The organism is Massilia sp. NP310 (assembly GCF_019443485.1).
Lineage (GTDB): Bacteria > Pseudomonadota > Gammaproteobacteria > Burkholderiales > Burkholderiaceae_D > Telluria > Telluria timonae.
Window position 1 is genome coordinate 3,202,290 of the sequence record NZ_CP080379.1, and the last position, 21,898, is coordinate 3,224,187.

General features: G+C 66.4%; 16 protein-coding genes and 1 tRNA gene. 6 read left to right on the forward strand and 11 right to left on the reverse strand.

Annotation, left to right across the window (positions count from 1 at the left end; translation table 11 throughout):
- Positions 1-4 precede the first annotated feature (4 nt).
- From KY496_RS14065 to KY496_RS14085, 5 genes are read right to left on the reverse strand one after another with little or no spacing between them, the layout of a single operon-like run.
- Positions 5-760 carry an ABC transporter ATP-binding protein gene (locus tag KY496_RS14065; RefSeq protein WP_005665566.1) on the reverse strand — a complete coding sequence of 252 codons (756 nt, stop codon included), beginning with the start codon at positions 758-760 and terminating at the stop codon, positions 5-7.
- The gene (locus KY496_RS14070) at positions 761-1,720 is read right to left on the reverse strand and encodes an iron chelate uptake ABC transporter family permease subunit (RefSeq protein WP_219861148.1); all 960 of its coding nucleotides are present in this window, start codon (positions 1,718-1,720) and stop codon (positions 761-763) included.
- Positions 1,710-2,720 carry an ABC transporter permease gene (locus KY496_RS14075; RefSeq protein WP_370660092.1) on the reverse strand — a complete coding sequence of 337 codons (1,011 nt, stop codon included), beginning with the start codon at positions 2,718-2,720 and terminating at the stop codon, positions 1,710-1,712. Before KY496_RS14075 ends, KY496_RS14070 begins: the two co-directional genes overlap by 11 nt.
- A gap of 46 nt (positions 2,721-2,766) precedes the next feature.
- Entirely contained in the window at positions 2,767-3,717 is a 951-nt protein-coding gene (locus tag KY496_RS14080) for a siderophore ABC transporter substrate-binding protein (RefSeq protein ID WP_005665560.1), read from the reverse strand.
- A gap of 49 nt (positions 3,718-3,766) precedes the next feature.
- The gene (locus KY496_RS14085) at positions 3,767-5,851 is read right to left on the reverse strand and encodes a TonB-dependent receptor domain-containing protein (protein ID WP_219861151.1); all 2,085 of its coding nucleotides are present in this window, start codon (positions 5,849-5,851) and stop codon (positions 3,767-3,769) included.
- Between the two features lie 147 nt (positions 5,852-5,998).
- On the opposite strand from KY496_RS14085, the gene KY496_RS14090 reads away from it, so the two are divergent.
- The 4 genes from KY496_RS14090 to KY496_RS14105 all read left to right on the forward strand — a co-directional run bounded on the left by KY496_RS14090 (position 5,999) and on the right by KY496_RS14105 (position 11,071).
- Positions 5,999-6,730, forward strand: a complete 732-nt coding sequence (locus tag KY496_RS14090) for a response regulator (protein WP_005665557.1) — start codon at positions 5,999-6,001, stop codon at positions 6,728-6,730.
- Complete coding sequence (locus tag KY496_RS14095; protein WP_219861153.1) at positions 6,730-8,094, forward strand: ATP-binding protein; 1,365 nt, start codon at positions 6,730-6,732, stop codon at positions 8,092-8,094. The genes KY496_RS14090 and KY496_RS14095 overlap by 1 nt, the downstream gene beginning before the upstream one ends.
- 642 nt (positions 8,095-8,736) lie before the next feature.
- Complete coding sequence (locus KY496_RS14100; protein ID WP_005664362.1) at positions 8,737-9,750, forward strand: IS110 family transposase; 1,014 nt, start codon at positions 8,737-8,739, stop codon at positions 9,748-9,750.
- A gap of 130 nt (positions 9,751-9,880) precedes the next feature.
- On the forward strand, positions 9,881-11,071 hold the full coding sequence (locus KY496_RS14105) for a DUF2325 domain-containing protein (protein WP_219861155.1): 1,191 nt from the start codon (positions 9,881-9,883) through the stop codon (positions 11,069-11,071).
- A 6-nt stretch (positions 11,072-11,077) separates the two neighbouring features.
- Here KY496_RS14105 and KY496_RS14110 read toward each other — a convergent pair whose 3' ends face one another.
- On the reverse strand, positions 11,078-12,334 hold the full coding sequence (locus KY496_RS14110; RefSeq protein ID WP_219861157.1) for an aminotransferase class V-fold PLP-dependent enzyme: 1,257 nt from the start codon (positions 12,332-12,334) through the stop codon (positions 11,078-11,080).
- A 162-nt stretch (positions 12,335-12,496) separates the two neighbouring features.
- Between KY496_RS14110 and KY496_RS14115 the strand changes: the two genes are divergently transcribed.
- Positions 12,497-13,465 (forward strand): LysR substrate-binding domain-containing protein, encoded by a 969-nt coding sequence (locus KY496_RS14115; RefSeq protein WP_219861159.1) that lies wholly within the window; start codon positions 12,497-12,499, stop codon positions 13,463-13,465.
- A 10-nt stretch (positions 13,466-13,475) separates the two neighbouring features.
- Here KY496_RS14115 and KY496_RS14120 read toward each other — a convergent pair whose 3' ends face one another.
- The 4 genes from KY496_RS14120 to pepN form a co-directional block, all read right to left on the reverse strand.
- Positions 13,476-15,491, reverse strand: coding sequence for a DUF4214 domain-containing protein (locus tag KY496_RS14120; RefSeq protein WP_229520276.1), 2,016 nt, complete (start codon positions 15,489-15,491; stop codon positions 13,476-13,478).
- Between the two features lie 173 nt (positions 15,492-15,664).
- Positions 15,665-15,740: transfer RNA gene (locus KY496_RS14125), tRNA-Thr, on the reverse strand.
- Positions 15,741-15,878: 138 nt separating this feature from the next.
- The gene (locus KY496_RS14130) at positions 15,879-16,880 is read right to left on the reverse strand and encodes a class 1 fructose-bisphosphatase (protein ID WP_005665542.1); all 1,002 of its coding nucleotides are present in this window, start codon (positions 16,878-16,880) and stop codon (positions 15,879-15,881) included.
- Positions 16,881-16,908: 28 nt separating this feature from the next.
- Positions 16,909-19,566, reverse strand: a complete 2,658-nt coding sequence (gene pepN / locus KY496_RS14135; protein WP_219861163.1) for an aminopeptidase N — start codon at positions 19,564-19,566, stop codon at positions 16,909-16,911.
- Positions 19,567-19,750: 184 nt separating this feature from the next.
- Between pepN and KY496_RS14140 the strand changes: the two genes are divergently transcribed.
- Positions 19,751-20,398 carry a DUF4136 domain-containing protein gene (locus KY496_RS14140; RefSeq protein WP_005665538.1) on the forward strand — a complete coding sequence of 216 codons (648 nt, stop codon included), beginning with the start codon at positions 19,751-19,753 and terminating at the stop codon, positions 20,396-20,398.
- Between the two features lie 115 nt (positions 20,399-20,513).
- Here KY496_RS14140 and KY496_RS14145 read toward each other — a convergent pair whose 3' ends face one another.
- Entirely contained in the window at positions 20,514-21,866 is a 1,353-nt protein-coding gene (locus KY496_RS14145; protein WP_219861165.1) for an enolase C-terminal domain-like protein, read from the reverse strand.
- Positions 21,867-21,898 lie beyond the last annotated feature (32 nt).

The following is a 21,898-nucleotide window of genomic DNA, read 5'->3' on the forward strand; positions in this document are numbered from 1 at the left end:
CTCATTAGTAATAAACGCAGATGCGCTGGCCGTCGACCTCGTGCACCCGGATGTCGAGCTGGTACAGGTCGCGCAGCACCTCGGGCCGGATCAGCTCTTGCGGCGTGCCGTGGTAGGCCACCTTCCCGCCGCGCATGGCGACGATGCGGTCGGCGTAGCAGGACGCGAAGTTGATGTCGTGCAGGACCAGGATCACGGTCTTGCCCAGTTCGCGCGAGGTGCGGCGCAGCAGCCCCATCATGTCGACCGCGTGGCGCATGTCGAGGTTGTTGAGCGGCTCGTCGAGCAGCACGTAGTCGGTGTCCTGGCACAGCACCATGGCCACGAAGGCGCGCTGGCGCTGGCCGCCCGAGAGCTGGTCGAGATAGCGGTCGGCCAGCGCTTCCAGGCCAAGATAGCCGAGCGCGCGCTCGACGTGGGCCGCATCCTCGACCGTCGGCCGGCCCTGCGTGTGCGGATAACGGCCGAAGGCGACCAGGTCGCGCACCGTCAGGCGCATCGGCAGGTGGTTGTCCTGGCGCAGGATGGCCAGGCGTTTCGCCAGTTCCTTGCTATCGCCCTTGACCACGTCGATGCCGTCGACCAGCACCCGGCCCGCGCTCATCGGCAGCAGGCGGCTGATCATCGACAGCACGGTCGACTTGCCGGCGCCGTTGGGGCCGATGATGGCGGTGACGCCGCCGGCCGGCAGGGTGAGCGTCACGTCGTCGACGACCACGGTGTCGGCATAACGTTTGCTGATATGGGAAATCTCGATCATCTAGGACTTTCTACGGGTGATCAGGAACAGGAACAGCAGGCCGCCCACGAACTCGATGACGACGCTGACGGTGGCATTCAGTTCGAGCACGCGCTCGAGCAGCACCTGGCCGCCGACCAGGAACACCACGCCCCACAGCACCGCCATCGGCAGCAGGTAGCGGTGCTTGCCGGAGCCGGCCGTCACATAGGCCAGGTTGCTCACCAACAGGCCGAAGAAGGTGACCGGTCCGACCAGCGCGGTCGACACCGACACCATCACCGCGATCAGGGCCAGCGTCAGCATCACCGTGCGCCGGTAGTCGACGCCGAGGTTGACCGCGATCTCGCGTCCCAGCGTCAACACGTCGTACTGGTGGCGCAGGCGCCAGGCCAGCAGCGAGGCCAGGCCGATGGCGATCGCCGCGACCCACAAGAGGCCGGTCTGGATCGCATTGAAGGACGCGAACATGCGGTCTTGCAGCACCATGAACTCGTTGGGATCGATCAGGCGCATCACGAAGCTCGACAGGCTGCGGAACAGGAGCCCGAACACGATGCCGGCCAGCAGCATCAGGTGCAGGCTGTGCGCGGCGCCGTTGAACAGCGCCCGGAACAGCAGGCAGGCGAAGCCCGTCATGAGCACCACCTCGATCGCGAAGCGCAGGTTCGGGTTGCCCGTCTCCGTCAACGGATCGATGCCGAGGCTGAAGATGATCGTGGCCTGGATCAACAGGTACAGGGCGTCGAAACCCATGATCGACGGCGTCAGGATGCGGTTGTGGGTGATCGTCTGGAACAGCACGGACGAGACCGCGATCGCATACGCCACCAGCAGCATGGCGGCCAGTTTGGCGCCGCGGAACGGCAGCACGAAGTCCCAGTTGCCGCCGGCGCCGATCAGCATGAAGGCCGCGACGACCGACGTCGCCAGCGTGGCCAGCAAGGCGAGCCTGATTTTAGGAGTGAAATCAAGCCTCACGTGAACGACCTCGCAACAACAGGAACAGGAACAGCGCGCCGCCGATGATGCCGACCACGGTGCCGATCGGGATCTCGTACGGATACACGACCAGACGGCCGACGATGTCGCAGGCCAGCACGAACAGGCCGCCGAGCAGCGCGACCCAGGGCACCGAGCGACGCATATTGTCGCCGAACAGGATGCTGACCACGTTCGGCACGATCAGGCCCAGGAAGGGAATGCTGCCGGCCGTGACCACCACCACCGCCGAAATCGCCGACACGATGAGCAGGCCATAGAAGGTCAGGCGCTTGTAGTTCAGCCCCAGGTTGGTGGTGAACTGCTGGCCCATGCCGGCCACGGTGAAGCGGTCGGCCGCGACCCAGGCGGCGAACGCCAGCACCGCGCCGAGCCACAGCAGCTCGTAGCGGCCGCGCAGCACGCCGGAAAAGTCGCCCACGGTCCAGGCATGCAGGGTCTGCAGCATGTCGTAGCGGAAGGCGAAGAAGGTCGTCACCGCCTGGATCACGCCGCCCAGGATCAGGCCCACCAGCGGCACCAGGTAGGGAGAGCGCAGCGGGATGCGGCGCAGCAGGCCGAGGAACAGGAAGGTGCCGGCCATCGCGAACGCGGCCGCCACCAGCATCTTGCCGAACACCGGGGTATCGGGCGCCAGCAGCGCCAGCACCAGGACGCCGAGCGTGGCGGCCTCGATGGTGCCGGCGGTGGACGGTTCGACGAAGCGGTTACGGACCAGCATCTGCATGATGAGGCCCGCCACGGCGAGGGACATCCCGGCCAGCAGCAGGGCCAGGGTACGCGGCAGGCGGCTGACGACCAGCAACTGCCAGTCGGTCGACTGCGTGCCCGCGAGCAGGCCGGCGAAGCTGAAGTCGCCCGCGCCGATAGCCACGCTCAACGCAACAAGCGCCGCCGTCAGCAATAACGGCAGCGCCAGCCAGGCGTGCGAGATGTGACGAGGGGCACGCGCGCTGGTGTGGCCCCCGGCTTGGCGCATCATGGCGCCCCGCCGCAGAGCGGCGGCTTGTTTACAACCATTGCAATCAGCGTCCCGCGGTGTTCAGTGCGCGCGACAGCTGGTCGACGTTTTCCTGCAGCGCGGTGATGCCGGCGCCGCCCAGGGTGTACCAGTTCAGGCCATCGAGGTAGACCACGCGCTTGTTCTTCCAGGCGTTCGACTGGCGCACCAGTTCATTGTCCAGGAATTTCGCGGCAGCGGTGCCTTCGCGGCCGATGGCGGCGTCGCGGTCGATCACGAACAGCCAGTCGGGATTGGTCTTCTGGATGAATTCGAAGGAGATCGCCTGGCCGTGGTTCGAGGTGTCGAGCTTGGCCACCGCCGGCTTGATGCCGAAGGTATCGTGCAGGACGCCGAAGCGCGAGCCCGGACCGTAGGCGCTCATCTTGCCGCCGGTGGTCAGGACGATCAGGCCGGCGCCGGCCGTTTCGGCCTGCTTCTTCAGGGCGGCGATCGAGCTGTCCAGCTTGGTGGTGAGTTCCTTGGCGCGCGCCTGCTTGCCGAACAGGCCGGCCAGGGTATTCACGTTGTTCTTGGCGCTGGCCACCAGGTTGGTGCGGTCCGGGGTCAGGTCGATGGTCGGGGCGATCTTGGCCAGCTGCGCGTACTTGGCCTGCGAACGGCCGCCGACGATGATCAGGTCGGGCTTGGCGCCGTGGATTTTTTCATAGTCCGGCTCGAACAGGGTGCCCATCTTGGGGGCGCTGTTGTAGCGCGCCAGGTGGCGCGGCAGCGGACGCGCGGTGGTGCTCATGGTCGGCACGCCGGCCACGTTCACGTCCAGCGCCGACAGGTTGTCCAGCGTGGTGGCGTCGAGCACGATGACCTTCTTCGGATTGGCCGGGACCGCGGTGGTGCCGCTGGCATGCTTGATTTGCACGGTGTTCTGGGCTTGCGCAGGCAGCGCGCCGAAGGCCAGGGCGGCGCCGACCGCCAGCACTGCGCGGCGGCCTTGGAAGATGTTCTTGATGGTCATGTCGGTATTCCTGTCTCGTTCAACAAATGGGGTATGTAAAAACATGTGGTCAGAAGCGTGTGGTCACCCCGAGCCACAGGCGGCGACCGTCGCCGACCGTGTTGTAGGTCAGCTCGTCCAGGCGCTTGTCGCTGACGTTGAACAGCGCGGCCTTGATGGCGACGCTGCGGCTCCAGTCATAGGTCATGCCGATGTCGCCGATCGTGTAGTCGCCGTATTCCTTGGCGCCGTTGGGCAGGGTCACGCCATTGCTGCCGGAACGCGCGGCGGCATTGATTTCCTTGCCGTTGTAGGTGACCGAGGCCCACAGGTCGAGCGCGTCGGTGACGTTCCAGTCGGCGCGCAGCGTGCCGCGGTGCTTCGGGGTGCGGGTCAGCGCATAGCCGGCGTAGGCGCCACCCTTCTGTTCCGAATCGGTATAGGTGTAGTTCGACTTGAACGACAGCGCGCGTAGCGGCTGCCAGGTCAGGCCCAGTTCCAGGCCCTGGATCGTGGCGTCGTCGATGTTGTAGCTGTACCAGAGGCGGTAGTTCGGGTCTTCCGACCAGCGCGCGATCGAACCGTCGTCGTTGTAGATCAGCGCGTTCGCCACCTTGTCCTTGAAGTCGGTGTAGAACAGCGTCGCATTCGCCTGGATGCCGGCCTTGTCGTTGTAGTGGGCGGACAGTTCGTAGCTGGTGCTGGTCTCGGCCTTCAGGTCCGGGTCGCCGATGATGACGCCGCAGGTGCCGTTCGGGCCGTAGGTGCAGCCGCCGCCGCCGGTGGTATAGGCATAGCCCGGCGCGATGTTGCGGATTTCCGGCGCGCGGAAACCGCGCGAGACGCCGCCCTTGATCGTGACCGCGTCGCTGGCATGCCAGACGGCGTACAGGCGCGGCGACCAGTGGTTGCCGTAGATTTCGTGGTCGTCGGCGCGCAGGCCGGCGGTCAGCGCCAGGGTGTCGGTCAGGCTCCATTCGTCTTCGACGAACAGCGCCTTCTGAATGATGCTGAAGTGCTCGTCCACGCCGGTGCGGCGGCCCGGGTTCTGGTCTAGGAGTTCGCCGCGGTTGTACTGGCCGCCGATCACCAGGAAGTGGTCGCCCAGGCGGGTGTTGAGCTTCGCGTCCAGCACCGTGTTCTTGATTTCCGGCGCGCGCGTGTTGCGGATGTAGTCGCCCGCGCGGTCTTGCGCGTAGGTCTCGCGCTGGCCTTTTTCCTGGGTCAGGGCGACCTGCGAGGTGGCCCAGCCCCAGCGGCCGTTGTGCGACAGCGACCAGTGGTCGCGGCTGTGTTCCTGGCGGGTGTTGGCAGCGTTCGGCGCCAGCACGCCACCCGCCGAGCTGTGTCGCTTGAGCTCACTCTTGCCGGCTTCGAGCAGCACGTCGTGGGCGGCGTTCGGGGTCCAGGCTAGGCGCGCGGTCAGGTCGCGGTCCTTGGCGCCGTTGAAGCCGTTCAGGATCTCGTCCTCGGTGCGCTTGTTCTGCTTGCCCCACAGCTGCAGGCCGAGGACGTTGCTGGCGATCGGACCGTTCAGGAAGAACTGGCCCTGGGTCGAGTTGCCCGAATCGCCGTGTTCCTGCAGGGTGCCGTCGACGCCGAGCGAACCGCCCCAGGCCTTGGCGACCTTGCGCGTGATGATGTTGATCACGCCGCCCATGGCGTCGGAGCCGTACAGCGAGGACATCGGGCCGCGCACGACTTCGATGCGCTCGATCGCCTCCAGCGGCGGAATGAAGCTCTGCTCGTAGCCGGCGTTGCCGTTGGTGCGCGCGTCGCGCGTCGACTGGCGCTTGCCGTCCACCAGGATCAGCGTGTATTGCCCCGGCAGGCCGCGAATCAGGATATCCTGTTCGTTGGCGACGCCGGTGACGGTGACGCCCTGGACGTCGCGCAGCGCGTCGGTCAGGTCGCGAAACGGACGCTTTTCCAGGTCTTCACGGGTGATCACGGTGATGCTGGCGGGAGCGTCGGTGGCCGACTGCTCGAAGCCGGCGGCGGTCACGACGACGGTCGGCACGGTGCCGGACGCGCCGGCGGCTTGCGGGTTGAAATCCGGTGCTTCCGGTGCGGCGTGGGCGCTCAGGGCCAGGGCGCCGTGGAGCGCCGCCGCGATGGTCGTCCGTTTGAACCATGCCGTTGTCGTGTGCTGCATACGCTTCGTTCTTTCTCTGTCGCTCAAAATTCTTTTATACGGCGAACACCTATTGCCAGGCCCGTTCGCGGTGAATGATAATGATTATCATATGCAATTAACCGCCAGAAAGTTTGTCAAGTTGTGGCAAGTCTTGATATTCCAGCAATGAATCCTGTTTCCACTTCATCCCGTATCCTCGTGGTCGACGACCACGCCGACATCCGCGACCCGCTCGCCGCCTTCCTGCGCCGGCACGACCTGGAGGTGCTGACCGCCGCCGACGCCGCGACCGCGCGCACGCTGCTGCGCCAGCATCGGATCGACCTGGTGGTGCTCGACGTCATGCTGCCGGGCGAGGACGGCCTGTCGCTGTGCCGCCACCTGGCCGAGACCAGCAGCACGCCGGTGATCCTGCTCACTGCGATGGCGAGCCAGGAAGACCGCGTCGCCGGGCTCGAGATCGGCGCCGACGATTACGTCACCAAGCCCTTCGATCCGCGCGAACTGGTAGCCCGCATCAAGGGCATGCTGCGGCGCCTGAGCCGCGCCGCGACCGGCTGGCACGGCCGCCGCTACGCCTTCGGCGACTGGACCCTGGACATGGCCAGGCGCGAGCTGGTTGACGCCGGCGGCGAACCGGTGGCATTGAGCACGTCGGAATTTCGCCTGCTGGGCGTGCTGGTCGAGCGCGCCGGAAAGGTGCTCAGCCGCGACGAGCTGCTCGACCTGACGCGCGACGGCGAGGTGCAGAACTTCGACCGCAGCATCGACAGCCAGGTCAGCCGGCTGCGCAAGAAGCTGGAAAGCGATCCGCGCCGGCCCCGCCTGCTCAAGACCTCGTGGGGCGACGGCTATGTGTTCACGGCCGACGTCAAGCCGCTGCCGGCGGCAGGCTGATGCGCCTGATCCCGAAGACCATGGGCGGCCAGCTGGTCGCGACGCTGCTGGTGGCCGTGCTGCTGGCGCACGCCGCCGCCATCGTGGCGCGCCAGCTGGCCCCGGACGCCATGCATCCGCTGGCCGCGCGCTACATGCTCGACCGCATGGCCGGGATCTACCAGTCGCTGCGCCTGTCGCCGGACAAGGGAGAAGAGATGCTGGCCGCGATCGGCTCGCCGAGCGCGCGCTTCTGGCTGGCCAGCGGCGCCAGCTCCACCAGCCTGGCGATGAACGAGGCCGAACGCAAGCAGGCGCAGGCCCTGGCCGAGCGCCTGTCCGGCATGTCGGCGTCGGCGCCGGCGCCGCGCAGCTGGGTGCAGCTGACCGACCATGCGCCGGGCGACGATGGCGTCAAGCAGGCCGGCATGCTGGCCTCGGTCGAGCTGCCGGACGGACGCTGGCTGGTGGGCTACCAGCAGTCGCCCGGCGGCAGTCCCTGGTGGCGTCCGCTGCACTTCTCGATCCCGGTGAGCACCCTGCCGGTGCTGCTGGTGGCGCTGCCCTTCATCGGCCGCATCCTGCGTCCGATCCGCGCGCTGGAGCGCGCCGCCGAGCGCTTCAGCCGCGGCGAGCACGACGGCCCGCTGCCGGTGACCGGGCCGCGCGAGGCGCGCGAGCTGACGGTCGCCTTCAACACGATGGCCGAGCGCCAGCAGCGCTTCATCGAAGACCGCACGCGCATGCTGGCCGCGATCAGCCACGACCTGCGCACGCCGATCACCTCCCTGCGCGTGCGGGTGGAACTGATCGACGACCCCGAGCTGCGCGCGGCGATGATCCGCACGCTCGAGACGATGGGCCTGATGGTCGAGCAGACCTTGCGCTTCGCGGCCGAGGACTGCGTCGGCGAACCGTCGCAAGACATCGACCTCGCGGCCCTGATGCGCGAGCTGGCGGCGGAGCTGGCGCGCCCCGGAAAGCGCATCCGTTACGCCGGCCCGGACCGGCTGCCCTACCGCTGCCGCCCGATCGCCCTGCGCCGCGCCCTGGGCAACCTCGCCGAGAACGCGATCCGCCACGGCGCCGAGGTCACGCTGTGCGCCAGCGCGCCGGGGGATGACAGCGACGTGATCCTGGCCGTGATCGACAACGGCCCCGGCATTCCCGAGGCCGAGTTGGACCGCGTCTTCGAACCTTTCGCCCGCCTCGACAGCGCCCGCTGCCGCGACACCGGCGGCGACAACGGCCACGGCGGCGCCGGCGGCAGCGGCGTCGGCCTCGGCCTCTCCATCGCCCGCTCCTGCGTCGAAGCCCACGGCGGCACCCTCACCCTGACCAACAACACCCCCGGCCTCACCGCCACCATCACCCTCCCCGCCTGACCCTCCCTCAATGAGGGTCAGAGTAGAATTATTGAGCAATTTCTCCGCAATCTTAATAATGAGGGTCAGAGTAGAATTAATTGCCAATAACTCGCAGTCAACTATTATCCGGGCCATGTTCACAGCGCCCGTTTTAAAAGAAATTGCAAAATAATTCTACTCTGACCCTCATTGTATTTAGCATCAAACTGCTACCTTCGGAACATTATCCTCTCATAGAGGAAATCATTTCTCGACTTGCAAGATTCTCTCGTTAGTTTGATATCTCAGTGCAATTCAAAAGCCTTTAAATAATTAGGGTCAGAGTCGAATTATTGAGCAATTTCTCACCAAATTGAATTAAGTAGGGACAGAGTCAGCTTGGCCGGCAATTTCCTTTCCAATCGAATAATCAGGGTCAGAGTCGAATTACAAGCAATTCTGAAGAATTGCTCAATAAATCTACTCTCGTATATTGAAGGTGCCGCGGCGGAGCTGGTCTATGATGGCGACGAAGCGGTCGGGCGGAGTGATGCCGAACGACTCGAGTGCCGTTGAGCACGTGGGTCAGATAGGTGCCTCTGCCCGTTTCATTTTGTTAGTCCGAACGGTATCTTGGGCCATCGCACACGGCGTGGAGCCCGCATACGAGAGAGGCCAAAAATGAACACGACACGTAATGACGTGCTGGGAATCGATGTCAGCAAGAAGAAGCTAGACTTGGCCTTGCTGATCAATGGGAAGTTGAAGGCGAAGGTATTCGATAACACATCCGCAGGGCATCGTGCGCTGGTGGAGTGGTTACGTGACTCCAAAGCATCGCTGGCGACGCTGCACATCTGTATGGAGGCGACAGGTGTGTACTACGAGGCGATCGCCACGACGCTCCACGCTGAGGGATTCAAGGTCAGCGTGGTTAATCCAGCCTGTATCAAGGGCTTTGGATCGGGCGAGAACATCCGCAACAAGAATGACGAAATCGACGCTGCCTTGATCGCGCGTTATTGCGCGGCGATGAATCCGGAGCCTTGGGTTGCGCCGCCGCTTGAGCAGCGCCAGCTGCGTGCATGGACCTTGCGCGTGCAGTCCCTGAAGGACATTCGGCAGCAGGAACAGAACCGCATAGAAGCGCACATCGTGGCAGGCTTACAAGACGTTGCCGACAACGTCGCTGAGCACATCAAATGGCTTGATGCCGAGATTCGAAAGCTGCAGGATGATATCGACGATCACATTGATCGCCATCCAGGATTGAAGAACGATGCCGCACTCATCGCCAGTATCCCTGGGCTGGGGATGACGACGGTTGCCCGCATACTTGGCCATCTTGGCGACATTCGTCGCTTCAAAAACGCGAAAGCCTTCGCTGCCTTCCTGGGCGTCACACCCAAACAGCGAACCTCGGGCACGTCGCTCAAAGGCCGCACAATGCTCTGCAAAACCGGCAGCACATCGCTACGGGCAGCGCTTTTCATGCCCAGTATGGTCGCACGCCGACACAATCCAATCCTGCATCAATTCGCCGAACGCCTATTAGCGAACGGCATGGCCAAGCGAGCAGTGATCAGCGCTGTTACCCATAAGCTAGCGCATCTGATCTACGGCGTCGTTCGAACCGGCAAGCCATTTGACGCCAATTACCTTCACAAAAACCTTGCAATCCAAGACGGTATCTGACCCTCATGTTGGGGGTGGGGGTGGTGGCGCACGGGTGAAGATTTCGCTTGCGCGGCGTGATGGGTGAGATAGAATACTGAATGAGAATCATTATCATCTGATGCCACCAACCTGCGTCGAGAGGAACGATATGTGCGACAAACACCCTTCGAACGTGCCCTGCCCTGCTGACGGCGCGCAGGGATCGCGCCGGCGGCGCGTGTGGGAGCTGTCCCATGCCTGCCATTGCCCGCTGGTCGGGGTCGGGTTGCCGCTGGGCGGCTTGCGCAAACTGGTGGAGAAGGTGACGGGCGGGAAGGTGCTGCACGACGATTACGACATCCACGTCGGCACCGTCAGCGAGTGCGCATTGCGCACGCCGGTCGCCGATGCGGTGCAGAAGGAACTCGAGCGCCGCTATGCGCAGCATGTCCAGCGCTTCCGCGCCGCCAAGACCACCGAGCAGGTCGAGGCCATGTGGGATGCCGCGGTGGCCGCCGGCGACGTCGCCGGGGCGTTCTGGGCCGGGCTGTCGCATCCGCGCTGCAGCACCGCGCTCGAAGAAAAGATGTGCCGCGACATCCATATGGTGCAGCACCAGGCCGGCGCCTGCGCCCGCGCCGACATCAACAAGTTCAATGCAGTCGTCGCCGACAACGCGCGCCTCGAACGCGACGTGGCGCGCCTGCAGGAACGCTGCAATGCGCTGGGACAGGAAAAGGCGGTCGAGTGCGAGCGCCTCGAGCACCAGCTGCGCGCGGCGCGGGCGGCGACCATCGCGCGCGATGGCGACGTCCAGGCCCTGCGCGCCGAACTGGCGCGGCTGCAGGCCAGCGTTCCCGACCTCGACACGCGCGAGCGCCTGGCCGAGCGGGTGGCGCAGATGGAGGCGCGCGAACAGGCGCTGCGCGCCCAGCTGGCCGAGCTGAAGGCGGCGCGCGCTCCTGCTCCCACCCCGGCGCCGGAAGCCGAGGCTGCGCCCGAACCGATCCAGGTAGCGCCGGTCGCCACACCGGTGCGCCTGGAAAACCGCAGCGTGCTGTGCGTCGGAGGCCGCAGCAGCAGCGTGCCGATCTACCGCAATATGATCGAGCGGGTCGGCGCCCAGTTCGCCCACCACGACGGCGGCCTGGAGGACAGCAGCAGCCAGCTCGACGCCAGCCTCGCCGCGGCCGACCTGGTGATCTGCCAGACCGGCTGCATCAGCCACAGCGCCTACTGGCGCGTGAAGGACCATTGCAAGCGCCACGGCAAGCGCTGCGTCTTCGTCGACAACCCGAGCGTCTCGAGCCTGGTGCGCGGCCTGCAGGAAGCCGCCACCGAGGACACCCAACCCGGCTAACGCTGTTCACGCAGCCAGCGCGCGGATCGCCGCCACCAGGCGCTCCAGCTGCGCCGTGGTCGTGTAGTACGAAGGCGTGACGCGGATGCAGCTGCCGCCGACCGGGCCGTCGCGCGCCACCGTGAAGATGCCATGCCGATCGAGCAGCGTGCGCGCCAGCGCCACGTTATCCTCGAACGACGTCTTTCCCTGCAGGCGGAACGAGGTCACCGCGCCCGTCATCCCGGCGTCGTCCGGCGTCAGCACCTGCACGCCCGGCAGCTCGCGCACCCGCGTCACCCAGTAGTCGCGCAGCGCGCGCAGGTGCGCCACGCGCGCCGCCGGCGGGATACGCGCATGGAAGGCCAGCGCGCTCGGAATCGTCATCACCGCCGCCACGTTCAGGGTGCCGGCGTTCACGCGCGCGCGGATATCGGTCGGCGGATGCTCGGTGTTGCCGCAATCGATGTCGATGTCCTGCAGCCGGCCCTCGCGCACATAGAGGAACCCGAGCCCGAGCGGCGCCCCGATCCATTTGTGCAGGTTGGCGCCGACGAAGTCGGCGCCCAGGTCGGGAATGCGGAAATCGAGCTGGCCGAACGATTGCGCGATGTCGACCACCACGTCGACGCCGCGTTCACGGGCCAGGCGCGCGATCTCGGCCACCGGCAGCACCAGGCCGGTGCGATGGTTGATGTGGGTGAGCAGCAGCAGCCGCGTGCGCGGGTGGCGCCGCAGCGCCTCGGCATAGGCGTCGATTACGCCCTGGCGCGTGGCCGGCTCGGGAATCGTCACCGAGACCAGCCCGGCGCCGCGGCGTTTGGCCAGCTCGCGCATGGCGTCCATCACCGTGCCGTAGTCCAGGTTGCAGATCATGACTGCTTCGCCGGCCTTCAACAGCCGGTAGTTCAGGATCAGGTTCTGCAGCGCCTCCACCGCGCTGCGCGTGAGCGCGATCTCGCCCGGCGCGGCGCCGGCATACGCCGCCAGCTGCGCGCGGATCGCCGTCATGTCCGCACGATCGAAGCGGGTGCGCAGGTAGTGCGAGTTGTGGCGGTTCAGGTAGTCGAGATTGCGCTTGTAGTCGTCCAGCACCGGCCGCGCCATGACGCCGTAATAAGCGTTTTCCAAATTGACGATGTCCCCTGCCACGTCGTAGCTGGCGCCCAGGCCGGCTTCGTCGGCCGCGGCAACCGCCGCCGGCCAGGGCAGCGCCGCGCCCCCGAGGCTCAGGCCTGCGGCGGTGCGCAGCAGCTTGCGGCGGCGATAGGCGATCGGTTTCATGAAGGCTCCCGCGAGAATGGATGTGCAGGAAAGTATAGGCAGGCCAGCGCCGCGCGCCTGCCCCTGGAATGATCGCCCCATAAGCGCCATTGATACCCCGGGCCGGCCGGCGCGCCGCCGGGTTAGAATCGCGCCAACACCCACCACCACCGGACCAGCGCCATGCTCAGCCGCGACATCGAGATCTTCCGCACCGTGATGACCTCGGGCTCCGCCACCCGCGCGGCGAAAGTGCTGGGATTGTCGCAGCCGGCCGTCAGCATGGCGCTGCGCCGGCTCGAGGAACGCGCCGGCCTGGAACTGTTCCAGCGCCCCGGCGGCAAGCTGCAGCCCACCCAGCAGGCGCAGGCCCTGCTGGCCGAGGTCCAGCGCCACTTCGTCGGCATGGACGTGATCGAGCAGCGCATCCGCAGCCTGAAGCAGTTCGGCGCCGGTCGGGTGCGCATCGCCGCCTTTCCCGGCCTCGGCACCGGTTTCGTGCCGCGCGTGCTGGCCGACCTGGCAGCGGCCGGCACGCGCAGCATGGTGTCGCTGCAGGTGATGGGTTCACAGGACGTGCGCAGCCAGGTGCTGCGCGACGAGGTGGAGCTGGGCATCGCGGCCCAGGACATCTCGACCGCCGGCGTCGAGCATGCGCTGTTCGCGCACTACTTCGGCGTGGTCGCCCTGCCTCCCGGGCATCCGCTGGCGCGCAGCAGCATGGTCACGCCGAAGCAGCTGGCGCGTCATCCCTTCGTGGCCCTGCATCCAGACGACGCGGTGAGCCAGCGCCTGGACGCGATTCTGCACGCCCACGGCCTGCAACTCCAGACAGTGGTTGAAACCTCGTACACCTTCAGCCTGTGCGAACTGGTGCGCAACCGCATCGGCGTCGCCCTCGTCAATCCGGTCACGGCGGTCGACTACCTCAATGCCGGCCTGGTATTTCGTCCGTTCTCGGAGCGGCTCGAATTCACGGCGCTGACGATGTGGCCCGCCGGCCGGCCGCTGTCGCCCTTCGCGCGCCAGATGCTGGGCGCGATGCGCGCGCGGCTGCAGGCCGATATGGATGGCTTGCGCGCGACCATGCCGCCGGCCGCGGGCAAGGTCGCGCTGCACCAGTTCCAGCCGCTGGCGGCGTCCCCGGCCTGAGACGGCGGATTCAGAGCAGGTCGATCGAGGTGCTCATCACGCCGACCAGTGCGGCCATCTCGGCCGAATTGGCGATGCCGAGCAGGACGTCGCCGCGATTGAGCGTGCCGTCGTCGATCAGGGCGGCCCAGCCCGCGACCTCGGCCTGGCTGGCCGTGCGCTCCAGGCCCGCCTGATACAGGTGGGCGACATACTGCGCATTGCTCATGCCGCCGAACTGGCCTTCCGCCGCGCCCACGAAGGTGTCGGCGATGGCCGCCATGCCGATGCCGTTTTCGCTGGCCGCGATCCAGTAGTTCAGGCCATCCTGGTCGGGCGCGCGGTCGAACAAGACGTCATACATGCGCACCAGCATGCCGACATCGGTGTCCGCGATCCAGGCGCTGGACCCATACCAGTCCATATACTGCAGCATGGCGAAGTGGTCGGCGAACTCCAGCAAGACGTCTGCCCGCGTGCGCGCACCCGCGTCCAGTCCGACCAGCCAGCCGTACAACTCCCTCAGGTTGCCGCCGCGCTCCATGCCGTTCTCGTACAGCGACCTGACGAAATCGTCGTCGCTCATGGCATCGTCGGCGCCGCTCGCCGCGAGCAGGCTGGCCGAGATCTCGAGCAGCGACATGCCGGCGGCATGCTGCGCTTCCCAGGCGTCGAGTTCGACGCGGGTCGCCACACGGTCCTCGAGCGATTCGATCATGCGCGTGATGGTGCCGCGCGCCGAGCGTTCGGCGCCGTCGCCGCCGAAATTCAGGATCTCGACGTTCGCGAGAGAGTCGCTGCCTTCGGTGCCGTCGCGGGCCATGACCACGACATGCCCCTGTTCGACCCGGATCGTGTAATCGGCCCGGCTCCCCGCCAGGCGTACGGTGTCGATGCCCATGCCGCCGTCGATCCAGTCGTCACCCGCGCCGCCGGTGATGTCGTCGTCGCCGTCCTCGCCATGCAGGCGGTCATTGCCCGCCCCGCCGTCGATGACGTCGTCGCCGCCGCCGGCATAGGCCACGTCGTCGCCCTCGCCCAGGTTGAGGGTCTGGGCGTCGGCATCGGCCACCACGTGCTGGTTGCCGGCGCCGCTCCTGACCGTGACTTCACCGGCGAGCGCGGCGAAGCCGATGTGGTCCAGGGTGACGCTGCTGCTCCACAGGCCGCGTGTATCGATGACCACGGCGACCAGCGGATTGCCGGCCGCGGCCTCGACGCCGACCAGTTCCAGCGGGCCGAATAGCGGCGCCGTGCCGAAAGCGGCAGTCGGCGCGATCGTCTGCAGCAGCAGCGGCGTGTTCGCGGCCTCGGCGATGAAGCGGGTGGCGCCGGCGACCAGGCTGGCCTGCGAGGCGGAACCAGCCTCGCTGTGCTGGCGCACCTCGCGCAACAGGTCGGCCAGCGCGGCGCCGGCCGCCTCCGGCGCCACGCTGCCGCTGGCGGTCATGCCTACTTCCGACGGCAGGTCGGCGCGCAGCAGGACCCGGCCGCTGCCGTCGACGACGACCGGCACCGCGCTCGTGAGGCCGGTGCCGTTGGTGTCCGGGCCGTCCACGCGGGCGGTGCCGGCCGTGAGCACCTGGCGCTCTTTGCCGTCGGCCTCGGTGACCGTGCGCACCCGCACTTCGCGGTTATCGATCACGCTGACCTGCGGCGCCGTGCCGGGACGCTCGTCGACGTCGGTAACCCAGATCGTCAACAGCTGCGCGGCGGTGCCGGCGCCATCGGTGCGCGTGACCTCGACCTGGTAGGTGTTGTTGCCCGTCCCGGCGCCGCGGTCGCGCGGCGACTCGTAGTTTGGCGCCGCGATAAAGCGCAGCAAGCCGGTAGCCTGGTCGATCGTGAACAGCGCGGCGTCGGCGCCGCCGGTGATCGCATAGTCGTTGTAGATCGGGCCGGACGGGCCCTGGGAGATGATGTCGACGGTCACGTCGCGCGTATTTTCGGCCACCTGCACCACGTCGCCGTTGGGATAGGAAAACCGCGGCTGGAGCGGCCAGGTGGATTCGGCGGCGCTGGCCTGCGAAGTGAATGCGGTTGCCATGATCGTTCCTCGGTATCGGATACCGAGAGTATATCCACCCGGGCGGGCGCACGATGTGAACTCGTCCGCATGGCGCGATTCCATGCGGGCTGCATGGCGCGCGCTTGTTTCACATTCGGAAAACAAAAAAGGTTACGGGCTTGCGCCTGTAACCTTTTGGACCTGCTGAGTATTGGTGCCGCTGACCGGAATCGAACTGGTGACCTTCGCATTACGAATGCGCTGCTCTACCGACTGAGCTACAGCGGCGAAACCTGTGCTTCGCCTTGCCTTTCGGCGCACGACAACGAGTCGCCGTGACGAAAGAACCATATTCTAGCAAATAATGCGGCAAACTTGCTAGTGTGTATCGCTAGCGTGCCGCATTATCGGCCGAAAACAGGGAATTCAGCCCTGGTGATAGCCCGTCACCACCGCGACTTCTTCCTTCGAGCCCAGGAACACCGGCACGCGCTGGTGCAGCTTGGTCGGCGGGATGTCCATGATGCGGCCCTGGCCGTCGGTGGCGGCGCCGCCGGCCTGTTCGACGATCATCGCCATCGGGTTGGCCTCGTACATCAGGCGCAGCTTGCCGGGCGATTGCGGGTCGCGCAGGTCGGCCGGATACATGAAGACGCCGCCGCGGTTCAGGATGCGGTGCACGTCGGCCACCATCGAGGCGATCCAGCGCATATTGAAATCCTTGCCGCGCGGGCCGGTGCTGCCGGCCAGCAGCTCGTCCACGTAGCGCTGCACCGGCGGATGCCAGTGGCGTTTATTCGACATATTGATGGCGAATTCCTTGGTCGAGACCGGGATCTGCATGTCGCTCTGGGTCAGCACCCACGAACCCATCTCGCGGTCCAGGGTGAAGCAGTGCACGCCGTTGCCGGTGGTGAGCACCAGCATGGTCTGCGGGCCGTAGACCGCATAGCCGGCCGCCACCTGGGCGGTGCCGGGCTGCAGGAAGTCCTGCTCGGTCGGCTGGGTCATGCCTTCCGGCGCCTTCAGCACCGAGAAGATGGTGCCGATCGAGACGTTGACGTCGATGTTCGACGAGCCGTCCAGCGGGTCGAACAGCAGCAGGAATTCGCCCTTTGGATAGCGGCTCGGGATCTGGCGGATGGTTTCCATCTCTTCGGACGCCATCGCCGCCAGGTGGCCGCCCCACTCGTTCGCTTCCAGCAGGATCTCGTTCGAGATCACGTCCAGCTTCTTCTGGACTTCGCCCTGGATGTTCTCGGTCTCGGCGCTGCCCAGCACTTCGCCCAGCGCGCCCTTGCTCACCGAATAGCTGATGCGCTTGCAGGCGCGGGCGACGACCTCGATCAGCAGGCGCAGCTCGGCGTTGATGTTCTGGTGCAGGCGCTGCTCTTCGACCAGGTATTGCGTCAGACTTACGCGTTTCATGACTTCCTCAGGTTGGGTGTGAATTCTTTTAATTGGCGAGCGCCTTGGTGACCACTTCGCGCACGTCGTTCGACAGCTTGCCCTGCCCCGCCACCCGCTGCAGCGCGGCCTGCATCTGCTCCTGCAGCGCCGGCGCGTAACGGCGCCAGCGGTCCATGGCGCGCGCCAGGCGGCTCGCGACCTGCGGGTTGAGCGCGTCGAGCGCGATCACCTGCTCGGCCCAGAAGGCGTAGCCGCTGCCGTCCGGCGCGTGGAACTGCACCGGATTGTTCATGCAGAAGGCGGCCACCAGGCTGCGCGCGCGGTTCGGGTTGCGCAGGGTGAAGGCCGGATGGCGCATCAGCGCACGCACGGCCGCCACGTCGGTGGTCGGCGCCGCAGCCTGCATCATGAACCACTTGTCCACCACCAGGGCCTCGTTCTGGAACTCCTGGTAGAACGCGTCCAGCGCGTCGGCGGCTTCCGGCACGCGCGATGCGATCAGCGCGCCCAGCGCGGCGGCGCGGTCGGTCATGTTGTCGGCTTCGTCGAACTGGCGCTGGGCCAGCGCCACGCTCTCATCGTCGGGCGCCGCGTTCAGGTAGGACAACGCGATGTTCTTGAGCGCGCGCTTGCCGGCGGACGCCGCGTCCGGGCTGTACGGCCCCGGCGTCAGGTTGGCTTCGTACTGCGCCAGCAGCTCGGCGCGCAGGCGCGCGCCGATGTCGGCGCGGATGAACTGGCGCGCGATGTGCACGGCCAGCGGGTCGACGCCGTCGATCTGCTCGGCCACCATGCTCTCGGACGGCAGCAGCAGCGCCTGTTCGCGGAAGGCCGGGTCGAGGGTCTCGTCGACCAGGACCTTGCGCATCGCCTCGATGAAGGTCTCGTCCAGGTTCAGGCTGGCGCCGCTATTGCCCTTGGCCGCGGCCTCGCCGGTCAGCTTGAGCAGGCGGCTCATGGCCAGGCGCTGGCCCGCTTCCCAGCGGTTGACCGGGTCGCTGTCATGGCTGAACAGGTGCAGCAGGTCGGCATCGGTATAGCTGCCCTGCAGGATCACCGGCGCCGAGAAGTTGCGCAGCACCGACGCCACCGGCTGCTCCTTCACGTCGGTGAAGACGAAGGTCTGCTCGGCCTGGGTCAGCTCGAGCACCGCCGTCGTGCCGCGGTCGACGCCGCCCTCGACCAGGCGCATGTCGTTGCCGGCGGCGTCGAGCAGGCCGACCGCGACCGGGATGTGGAACGGCAGTTTCTCTGGCTGTCCCGGCGTCGGCGGGCAGGACTGGATCAGCTTGAGCGTGTAGGTGTGGACGGCCTCGTCCCAGCGGCCCTCGAAGCGCAGCACCGGCGTGCCGGCCTGGCTGTACCAGCGTTCGAACTGGGTCAGGTCGCGGCCGTTGGCGTCGGCCATCGCGCGCCGGAAATCGTCGCACTCGACCGCCTGCTCGTCATGGCGCGCGAAGTACAGGTCCATGCCCTTGCGGAAGCCTTCCTCGCCGAACAGGGTGTGGTACATGCGCACCACTTCGGCGCCCTTCTCGTACACCGTCACCGTATAAAAATTGTTGATCTCGACGAAGGAGTCGGGACGCACCGGGTGCGCCATCGGGCCGGCATCCTCGGGGAACTGGTGCTGGCGCAGCGTGCGCACCTGGTCGATGCGGGTCACGGCGCGGCCGGTGTCGGTGCCGATCATGTCGGCCGTGAATTCCTGGTCGCGGAACACCGTCAGGCCTTCTTTCAGCGACAGCTGGAACCAGTCGCGGCAGGTCACGCGGTTGCCGGTCCAGTTGTGGAAGTATTCGTGCGCTACCACCGCCTCGATGCCCTGGAAGTCGACGTCGGTGGCCACCCGCGGGTTGGCCAGCACGAACTTGGTGTTGAAGATGTTCAGGCCCTTGTTCTCCATCGCGCCCATGTTGAAGTCGCTGGTGGCGACGATCATGAAGCGGTCCAGGTCGAGCTCGAGGCCGTATTTTTCCTCGTCCCAGCGGATGCTGTGCTTGAGCGACTGCATCGCATAGTCGGTCTTGTCCAGGTTGCCGTCTTCGACCCACACCTGCAGCAGCGCGTCGCGGCCGTCGGCCAGGCGGAAGGTCTCTTCCTGGCACACCAGCCTGGCGGCCACCAGCGCGAACAGGTAAGAGGGCTTCTTGAACGGGTCTTCCCACAGCGCATAATGACGCCCGTCGTCGAGGTCGCCTTCCTGGATCAGGTTGCCGTTCGACAGCAGCACCGGATAGCGCGCCTTGTCGGCGCGCAGCATCACGGTGTACTTGGCCATTACGTCAGGGCGGTCCGGGAAATAGGTGATGCGGCGGAAGCCTTCGGCCTCGCACTGGGTGAAGAAGTTGCCATTCGATACATACAAGCCGCTGAGCGTCGTGTTCTGCTCGGGCACGCAGACCGATTCGATCTCGAGCACCACCTCGTCGGGCGCCTCGTGGATGACCAGGAGATTGTTGGCCAGCATGTAATCGTTCCCGGCCAGGGCCTTGCCGTTCAGGCGCAGCGCCACCAGTTCGATGTCCTCGCCATGCAGCTCGATGGCCCGCCCGCTGGCCGCCGGGTTGCGACGCAAGGTCAGGCGGTTGGCCACGACCGTGCGCGCAGGATCCAGGTCGAAGCCGAGCTCGACAGTATCCACAAGGTAAGTCGGCGGAGTATAGTCTTTCCGGTAAATGGTCTGGGGCGTATCGGTGCGCATAGGAAGAGTCCAAGAACACAGTGGAGAAGTGCTTATTTTACCAACAAGCTTTTCCGGCGCTTCGTACGATTCCATGTATCGCAGTGTATGCACGGTAACGGGGTGTAAAAACCGGTTCATTGATCTTGAACAAGCGGTAAGCTTGATCATCGGGGAAATTCCGCACAAATAATCTGGAGATTGTATGAAACGCCTCATCATGGTCGCCGCCGGCACGGCGCTTGCGCTGCTCCTGGGCGGTTGCGCGACCACCATCCGCAGCGACGTGACGACCTTCCACCAATGGCCGGCCCAGATGGAAGACAAGAGTTATGTCTTCGAGGTGCCGGCGCCGCAGGACGACACGCTGGAATGGCGCAGCTACCAGGAACTGGTGCGCGCCCAGCTGGCGCGCCAGGGCTTCCGCGACGCCGAGGGCGCCACGCCGGCGTTGACGGTGGCGATGCGCTTCACCACCACCGACCTGCCGGTGCGCGTGCTGGAGCCGATCATGACGCCGTATTTCTATCCGAGCGCACGCTTCGGCTACGGCTACCGCGGCTTCCACCGCCGTTACTGGGGCGGCTGGTACAGCCCGTTCTACGATCCGTTCTGGGGTCCGTATCCGGCCTACCAGACCTCGGTCGAGCACCACTACCGGCGCGAGCTGCAGGTCTCGATCAAGTCGGCGCGCGACGGCAAGCGCCTGTTCGACGTCACGGTGCACAACACCAGCCGCAATATGTCGACGCCGGAAATCATGCCGGCGCTGGTGCACAGCGCCTTCGAGGGCTTCCCGGGGCCGTCGGGCGTGGCGCGGCGGGTCGAGGTGACGCAGGAACCGAAGGGCTGACCGGCGCCGTTCGCCGCTCATGGAGCCGGGCATTGCCCGGCTTTTTTCATGGGAACGCAGGATGAAAAAAGACCCGTCACGCGCGCCGCATGACGGGTCAATGAGAGACAACGGGTTAGCGCACCATGCACGGCTTCTTGCTGTCGAACTTCCAGTTCGGAACGAGGTACTGCATGCCCACCGCATCGTCGCGCCCGCCCAGCCCCATCGCCAGATAGCGCTGGTGCGCGGCCTCCACCGCCTCCATGTCGAGCTCCACGCCCAGTCCCGGCGCGGTCGGCACCGCCACCATGCCGTCCACGATGCGCAGCGGATTGCGGGTCAGGTGCTGGCCGTCCTGCCAGATCCAGTGGGTGTCGATCGCCGTGATGTCGCCCGGCGCCGCCGCCGCGCAATGGGTGAACATCGCCAGCGAAACGTCGAAGTGGTTGTTCGAATGCGAGCCCCAGGTCAGGCCCCAGGCTTCGCACATCTTCGCCACGCGCACGGTGTCCTGCATGGTCCAGAAATGCGGGTCGGCCAGCGGGATGTCCACCGCCCCCAGCTGCACCGCGTGCGCCAGCTGGCGCCAGTCGGTGGCGATCATATTGGTGGCGGTGCGCAGGCCGGTGGCGCGGCGGAACTCGGCCATCGTCTCGCGGCCCGAATAGCCGCCTTCGGGTCCGCACGGGTCCTCGGCATAGGCCAGCACGCCCTTCATGTCGCGGCACAGCCGGATCGCGTCCTGCAGCAGCCAGCAGCCGTTGGGGTCGAGCGTGACGCCAGCCTGCGGGAAGGCTTCCTTGAGCGCGCGCGCCGCCTCGATTTCCTGTTCGCCGCGCAGCACGCCGCCCTTGAGCTTGAAGCTCCTGAAGCCGTAGCGCGCCTGCGCGGCGCGCGCCTGGGCCACGATGGCGTCGGTGTCCATGGCCGGCTCGTGGCGCAGGCGCAGCCACTCGTCGTCGGCATCGGGCTCGCTCGCATACGGCAGGTCGGTGGCCCTGCGGTCGCCCACGTAGAACAGGTAGCCCAGCATCTCGACCTGGTCGCGCTGGCGGCCCTCGCCCAGCAGGTCGGCCACCGGCACGCCCATGAACTTGCCCAGCAGGTCGAGCACGGCGCATTCGACGCCGGCCACCGCGTGGATCGTCACGCGCAGGTCGAAGGTCTGCTGGCCGCGCCCGCCCGCATCGCGTCCGGCGAACGCCGTGCGCATCGAACGCAGCACGCCGTTCCAGGCGCCGATCGGCTGGCCGACGACCAGCGCGCGCGCATCCTCGAGTGTCTGGCGGATGCTCTCCCCGCCCGGCACTTCGCCGACGCCCTGCTGACCGCTGCTGTCGGTGAGGATCACCAGGTTACGGGTGAACCACGGCGCGTGGGCGCCGCTGAGGTTGAGCAGCATGCCGTCGCGGCCCGCGACCGGCACCACGCGCATCGCGGTGATCGTTGGCGTGCTGCCCAGTGTCGAAGATTCCATGGTCATCATTTTTCCCTAAAGCGATGTTACCGGTATCAAGA